Below are 7172 nucleotides of genomic sequence, written 5' to 3' on the forward strand. Positions count from 1 at the left end.
GCGCTTGGCTAGCGATTTCAGGCTTTTGGCGATTTGATTGAGGGTTTCCGGGGTGACTTTCGCTCTGCGTTTTGAGCAGATCCCGGCCCATCGCCAGTGGGATGGCTACGCGCTTGCGTTCAACCTCTCGAGGAAGAGGAAGCGGCGCATATTATAGACAATGTTGGCAAGGCCGATCCTCATGGTGGCCCGGGTGATACCGACAGTTCGGACGAACAGTCCCGTCTGCGATTTCTGATCGGCAAAGACATGCTCGACGCGGGATCGGATCACGGACTTTCCTGCATTGGACCGCTGGATATGGAGTGGCATAGGTTTGAGATGCGGCTTCGTCCTGTGAACCTTCGAGACAAAGCCCTGCTTTGCCATGAAGTCTTCGTTGGCTTTGGAGCGATAGGCCGTGTCTGCCCAGACGCTTGAGGCCGTATTGGTTTTATCCAGCAGCCCCTCTCTTAATCGCGCACCATCACTGGCGGCGGCGTCCGTCGTCTTCCATTTCCGGATGAACCGAAACTTCCGGTCGATGGAGACATGGGACTTGTAGCCAAAGAATGGGATAGCCAGATCGCTGGATGGCATGGTTCCATCATCCTGCCGCTTCGGCTTCGTGAACTTCAGCGTCCATCGTGCATGCCTGTCCTTGTGGGACAGCTTTGCCGGTTTATCCTGCCAATCCTGTGGGATCCGTCCTTCCCGCAGATCAGTCTTTTCATCGTTGGTATTGCGCTGCTTCGGAGCCGCTACCAGCGTGGCATCCAGGATCTGGCCTGACATCGGCAGATAACCAGCATTACGCAGGGTCGTATCAAAGCGGTTAAACAAAACATCAATTGCTCCCGCCTGGGTCAGACGCTCCCTGAACAGCCAGATGGTTTTGGCATCAGGCACACGCTCCGACAGCCCCAGGCCTAAAAAGCGCATGAAGGAGAGACGGTCATTGATCAGGTATTCCGTCCGTTCATCGGACAGATTGTTCAGCGTCTGGATGACCAGGATTTTGAACATCAGCACCGGATCAAACGGCGGACGACCGCCTTTACTGCCGTCTGCATAGGCCAGCGCTGTATCCAGATCAGGACGAAATTGACGTGCCCCCTTTTTTGTATCCACTCAAAAGGAGAGTTCCCGTTTTTTATGGCTTTGGGTTGATGGGATGACAAGTGTCTCGGGGGCATGCCCCCGAAACACTTGTCTGGCGACCTGATCCGGTGTCCTGCCACCCAGCTGGGAATGGGGGCGCACCGTATTGTAGTCTTCCCGCCAGTCAGCCAGAACCTGTCGGGCATGGCTGAGAGACGTGAACAGCGTCTCGTTGAGGCATTCATCCCTCAACCGGCCGTTGAAACTTTCGACAAAGCCGTTCTGTTGCGGTTTCCCGGGGGCGATATAGTGCCATTCAATCTTCATCTCATCCGCCCATTTCAGGATGGCATGGGATGTGAACTCCGTACCGTTGTCGCTGACAATCATGAGGGGTTTGCCATATCGTTCTACCAGGGCCGTCAGTTCCCGCGCCACCCGTCCACCTGATAATGACGTGTCGGCAACCAATGCCAGGTTCTTGCGACTGAAATCGTCGATAACAGCTAGAATGCGGAACCGGCGGCCACAGATCAGGGCATCCGAGACAAAATCCAGGCTCCAGCGCTGCCCGGGTTCCTGAGGGATGGTCATGGGAGAACGCCTCCCCAGTGCCCTCTTGCGGCCACCCCGATGGCGGACTTTCAGCCCTTCCTCCTGATAAAGGCGGAACAGCTTCTTGTGATTGGGGCTGAATCCTTCCCGCGCCAGAAGATAACCCAGGCGGCGATAGCCAAAGCGGCGTCGTTGGTCCGCCGGTTCCCGTAGGCGCTGGCGCAGGGCAGCATCGTCCGCTCCGGTAGAAACATACCGCGCGACACGCCTGGCAACACCAACAAGCGCACAGGCTCGGCGTTCACTCAGGGCCAGAGCTTCCTGAATGGGGTCACGACACGAAAGTGTATTTTACGTACGCTTAGGGTGAACACCTACAGAACCGCCAGCATTGGGGTTCAAGCGACAAGCAGGGATGCAGGCACCCGAAGCGGACGTAACGCGCCCGCTTCGGGCTGCTCATCGACATTCCAGCGATAGTCCCCTGTCAGAGAGATATGCTCCCAGCCGAGGGGTGCAATATGCCGCGCCAGGTCATCGGAAATGCCGAGCGTTGCGATGGCAGACTGAAGATAGCGCGTATTCCATAGGATAACCGCTGCCACCAGCAGGTTTAAACCTGACGCTCGATAAGCCTGATTTTCAAAACGCCGATCCCGCAGTTCACCAAGCTGGTTGAAGAAGAGCGCCCGAGCCAGCGCATTCCGGGCTTCTCCCTTGTTGAGCCCTGCCTGGGTTCGCCTGCGCAAATCCAGATCCTGTATCCAGTCGAGCATGAAAACCGACCGCTCGATCCGGCCAACTTCACGCAAGGCAACAGCCAGACCATTCTGACGGGGATAAGATCCGAGCTTCCGCAGCATAGCCGAAGCCGTCACGGTTCCACTCCGAATGGATGTAACGAGACGCAGCAGATCGTCCCAGTATTCCACAATATGGTTGGTATTGATCAGGTCACCGGCCATCCCACCCAGAAGTTCGCCCGGGTGTTGTCCCGGAAACAGGTGAAGTTTCCGCTCTTTCAGATCCCGTATCCTGGGCGCAAATCGATAACCGAAGAATGGCATCAGCCCGAAAACATGATCTGACGCCCCACCCGTGTCGGTATAATGCTCTTCAATGGAAAGCCCGTTGGCATGATACAGCAGCCCATCCAGAACATAGGGTGCTTCACCGGCCGTCGCCGCAATCACCCGGGTCGAAAACGGATCATACTGATCGGAGATGTGGGTGTAGAAACTGACGCCCGGTTCACTGCCATTGCGCGCATTGATATCGCTGATCGCAGCGCCTCTGCCACCTGCATGAAACAATTGACCATCACTTGAGGACGATGTGCCGTCTCCCCAGAGTGACGCCAGCGGCAGCCCACGATGGGCTGCAACCATACGGCCAAGGGCTTCGGCGTATCCGGTCTCGCTGATATGCCAGTCATGCAGATGCGCCAACTGGCGCAGGGTGGCACCCTGACAGGTGTCGGCCATGCGTGTCAGACCAAGATTAATCCCATCCGCCAGGATCACCGTCAGCAGGGCGTTTTTGTCATCCGCGACACGGCTGGAACGACGATGGGTAAAGCAGTCGGTGAAGCTGATCCAGCGGTCCACTTCCAGCAGAAGATCAGTAATCTTGATCCGTGGCAGCCGGTCGTAAGCCGCCCGCCTCAACTCTTCCACAGCAGGGGGTGTAATTGCTTTCAGAGGCGAAATCACAAGACCATGTGCATCAAGCCGGACCTGTGACAACTCGCCCTTCCTGGCAAGAGCCGTCACCCGGTTCAGCGCGGTTTCCAGCACTGCACGCCGTTGAGAAAGGAACGTGTCAGCCGTAGCATTGATCGCCAGAGGCAACGGTCCTTGCGCGCGCATCGCTGCAAACGTGGCTTCCGGAAGAAGGTAGGTGTCGAATGCGCGGTATTGGCGACTTTCCGTTACCCAGATGTCTCCGGCACGCAGACGCTCGCGCAGCTGGGTCAGAACACAGAGTTCGTAAGCCTGTCGTATGACTGTTCCCTCTGGCCTGACAAAGCTGTGCCAGGAAGGCGGAATGAAACGGATCGGACAGGAGTCAGGCAAGCGGCGTTTACCGGTCCGATAGAGGTCTCCAATGATCTGCACCGCCTTCAGTAATCCCTGTACCGTGCGACCACCCTGAAACTGGAACGCGTTCAGGAATGGACCAATGGCAGGACGAAGAGAGCGATGCCGGTTGATCAGTTCGGCCGTGCGATCAATGGTCTCTGGAGCTGTCAGGGTTTCAGCCCTGCCGATGGCGTCCTGGAGGCGGGGCCAGTCAATTCCCGTAATGGCAGACAGTGAATCAACACCCTGATCACGCGCCTCAATCAGATGACGGCAGGAGGTTGTCAGCAGACGAAGCTGGGCCTGCAACGATCGCATGGTGACAATCGCTTTGTCACGGATCCGGTGCTCGGCACGGCGCATCATGCTTCCGAGGAGTTTGTCCATCATTGTGAGGGTCGCGTCGGTTAGAACCTCCTCAAGTCGGACCCCGGCTGCCACCAGAATGGCGTAACGACGGGATGACCGAAGCTCGGCCAGATGCTGGGGCGTAATCCGGGCAGCTTCTTCGCTCAAACGGTCAAAGGCCACACGCGGTATGGTCGTGGCGCGAGCGCTGTCGAGGTTCAGGGATCGTACACACTCCAGGCGTTCCAGCAATCGCAGGATATTGCGCGCGGCTGGTGACAAGGGCGGGTTACGCAGCCACGAGAGCCAGGAGGCACTGCGATCGCCACGACGCTCCAGCATTTTGTCCAAACGACAACGGGTTTCCGGCGGCAGATCCCCTGCAAGGACGTCATGGACAAGGTGATCGGCCTGCTGGCGAGCACGGCGCACCAAGGCTTCAATGACAGTGACCGACGGCAGGAGAATGCTTCGGCGACGCATCTCGTCAATCAGGATCGCAGCCATGCGGGATGGCTGGGTCACATGATGTGCAATTGGCATCGCGAAACCGGTCATGTCATGAAATGCCGACCGATCGAAGGTTCGGTAGCCATAACGCTTCATCAGGTGGGCCAGATGGGATCGACGGGTTTCGTCACGACGTCCGTAATGGGACCAGAGCCCAGGGGACAGGTCGAGCTGCCGCGCAACAAATGACAGAATGGGAGCCGGTGGTGTTTCACCAGATTCCAGCACCCGTCCCGGCCAGCGCATGTAGAGCATGACCATCGTGAAACCCAATCGGGAGGTTTCTCCGCGGCGGGTTGCGATCAGATCGAAGTCATCCTGGCTGAGTGTAAAATGTCTCGTGATCTCGCGATCATCGACAGAAGGCTCGTAATGTCGGGCGAGAGCTTCACGGGTCAGAAGACGGCGCCGCGCCATGATCGGATGTCTCCTTCATGTGTCCGGAAGGGGATCGTTGGACGGACTGTCCCGGACAAGTGCAACACGTCATGGAATACAGCCGTGTGCTGTGTCTCATAAAGGTGGTACCATATGTTTTGCAGTCATGGGGCCTTATACGTTACACTTTCCCGTATGACACACATAATGATCGGCTATGCCCGCTGCTCGACGGACAAACAGGATCTCGCGGCCCAGCATCAGGAACTGCTCAAACTCGGTGTTTCTGCCGATCGTATTTACACCGACAAGGGCTTCACCGGCACGAACCGGGAAAGGGCCGGCCTTGACCAGGCACTGGCGGCTGTTCGTAGTGGCGATACTTTGGTCGTACCAAAGCTTGATCGACTGGCCCGCTCTGTCCCTGATGCACGGCTTATTGGCGACAGCCTGGCATCCCGTGGCGTGAAGCTTCAACTTGGGAACAGTATTCACGATCCGTCTGATCCAATGGGCAAGTTGTTCTTCAACATCCTTGCGACTTTCGCGGAGTTTGAAGCCGATCTGATCCGGATGCGTACTCGTGAAGGGATGGCCGTTGCACGCGACAAAGGTAAACTACGCGGAAAGAAACCCAAGCTTTCTGAACGTCAGCAAAAAGAGCTTCGCCGGATGTATGATACCGGCGATTACTCCATCAGCGATCTTTCAGAACTGTTTTCTATTTCTCGGCCAACTGTCTATCGAACTCTCAGCAGAACAGCCTCAACGTTCTTGTTGGGTTCACTCTAAGCGTACGTAAAGTACACTTTCGTGTCGTGACCCCTGAATGTGTCGGACCGCCTGCCGTTTCGCGACAGGCGTTACCACTTTTTTCCAACGATCTCCTTCAGCGCCGCATTATCCAGCATGGCATCCGCCAGAAGACGTTTCAGGCGGCTGTTTTCATCTTCCAGCGCCTTCAGCCGTTTGGCCTCGGATACCTCAAGGCCACCATAACGGGTCTTCCATTTGTAGAAGGTCGCGTCACTGATCCCGTGCTTACGGCAAAGATCAGAGACCTTCAGCCCGGATTCCTGTTCCTTCAGGATCCCTATGATCTGCTCTTCCGTAAAACGACTGCGCTTCATCCGTCCGTATCCTTCTCGATCGGACTCTACTTTTAAATGGTTATATTTCCGGGGGGCACGTCAGCGGATTTGAGCATGCAGACGGATATCCTGAAGGAAGCCCTTGGAAAAAAATGAAGCGGCCAGCCCAGTGCCGGGAACTGGCCGCACAAGCTGTGGCGCATCATGGGGTCAGCATTGCGCTGACCTGTCGGATTTTTGGGATATCCGAGACCTGCTTTCGCTATCGTCCGCGACTGGCAGCGGAGAACGACAGGATTGCCGCTCTTCTGGTGGGACTGACCCAGGCTCACAGGAGATGGGGATTTGGTCTGTGTTTCCTGTATCTGCGCAATGTGCAGGGACAGCTCTGGAATCATAAGCGGGTTTATCGGATCTATCGGGAACTGGAACTCAACCTGCGGATTAAACCCCGCAGGCGTCTGGTTCGCGAAAAGCCTGAAAAGCTGTCGGTTCCGACCCTTCCCAACAGGGTCTGGTCCATGGATTTTATGGCGGACAGGCTGATGGATGGACGTGCTTTTCGGCTCCTGAACATTCTGGATGACTTCAATCGTGAAGGACTGGCGATCGAGGTTGATTTTTCCCTGCCAGCCTGTCGGGTTGTCCGCTGTCTGGAACAGGTTATGGAGTGGCGTGGCAGGCCAGAAGCCATCCGAATGGATAATGGCCCTGAATATGTCAGTCATACGTTGGTTTCATGGGCCGAAAAACAGGGGATTACCCTGATCTATACGCAACCGGGTAATCCGCAGCAGAACGCCTATATTGAACGCTACAACAGAACTGTCCGGCAGGAATGGCTGGAGCAGTATTTGTTTGAAAGCATTCAGGACGTGCAGGAGGTCGCAACACAATGGCTCTGGACATATAACCATGACAGACCCAACATGGGGAACAGCGGGCTAACCCCCGCCCAGAAACTAAAAACAGCTGCCTGAATTCTCATTCAATGCCCCACTAAAAATGGGGGGATTACCCTGTGGGATCCGCCCTTCACGCAGATCCGCTTTCTCAGCATTTGTGTTGCGCTGCCTGGGAGCCGCGACCAGCGTTGCATCCAGGATCTGCCCTGACATCGGGAGATAAC

At 56.3% G+C, this 7172-nt stretch carries 2 protein-coding genes and 5 pseudogenes; 2 read left to right on the forward strand and 5 right to left on the reverse strand.

From position 1 onward, the window contains the following. Positions 1 to 105: 105 nt before the first annotated feature. From HKD31_RS14535 to HKD31_RS14545, 3 genes and pseudogenes are all read right to left on the reverse strand, one after another. Positions 106 to 1083 (reverse strand): annotated as a pseudogene (locus HKD31_RS14535) (IS5 family transposase); the annotation flags it as partial. A gap of 27 nt (positions 1084 to 1110) precedes the next feature. Continuing rightward, positions 1111 to 1944: pseudogene (locus HKD31_RS14540) on the reverse strand (IS3 family transposase); the annotation flags it as partial. A gap of 89 nt (positions 1945 to 2033) precedes the next feature. Beyond that, entirely contained in the window at positions 2034 to 4991 is a 2958-nt protein-coding gene (locus tag HKD31_RS14545) for a Tn3 family transposase (protein WP_194265688.1), read from the reverse strand. Between the two features lie 156 nt (positions 4992 to 5147). On the opposite strand from HKD31_RS14545, the gene HKD31_RS14550 reads away from it, so the two are divergent. Then, a complete protein-coding gene (locus HKD31_RS14550) occupies positions 5148 to 5744 on the forward strand; it encodes a recombinase family protein (RefSeq protein WP_029329811.1) in 597 nt (198 codons plus the stop codon). A gap of 33 nt (positions 5745 to 5777) precedes the next feature. Here HKD31_RS14550 and HKD31_RS14555 read toward each other — a convergent pair. Beyond that, a pseudogene (locus HKD31_RS14555) lies at positions 5778 to 6082 on the reverse strand (transposase); the annotation flags it as partial. A 63-nt stretch (positions 6083 to 6145) separates the two neighbouring features. Between HKD31_RS14555 and HKD31_RS14560 the strand changes: the two are divergent. Continuing rightward, a pseudogene (locus HKD31_RS14560) lies at positions 6146 to 7023 on the forward strand (IS3 family transposase); the annotation flags it as partial. A 42-nt stretch (positions 7024 to 7065) separates the two neighbouring features. Here HKD31_RS14560 and HKD31_RS14565 read toward each other — a convergent pair. Continuing rightward, positions 7066 to 7172: pseudogene (locus HKD31_RS14565) on the reverse strand (IS5/IS1182 family transposase); the annotation flags it as partial.

This window comes from Gluconobacter potus (genome assembly GCF_015244705.1).
GTDB lineage: Bacteria > Pseudomonadota > Alphaproteobacteria > Acetobacterales > Acetobacteraceae > Gluconobacter > Gluconobacter potus.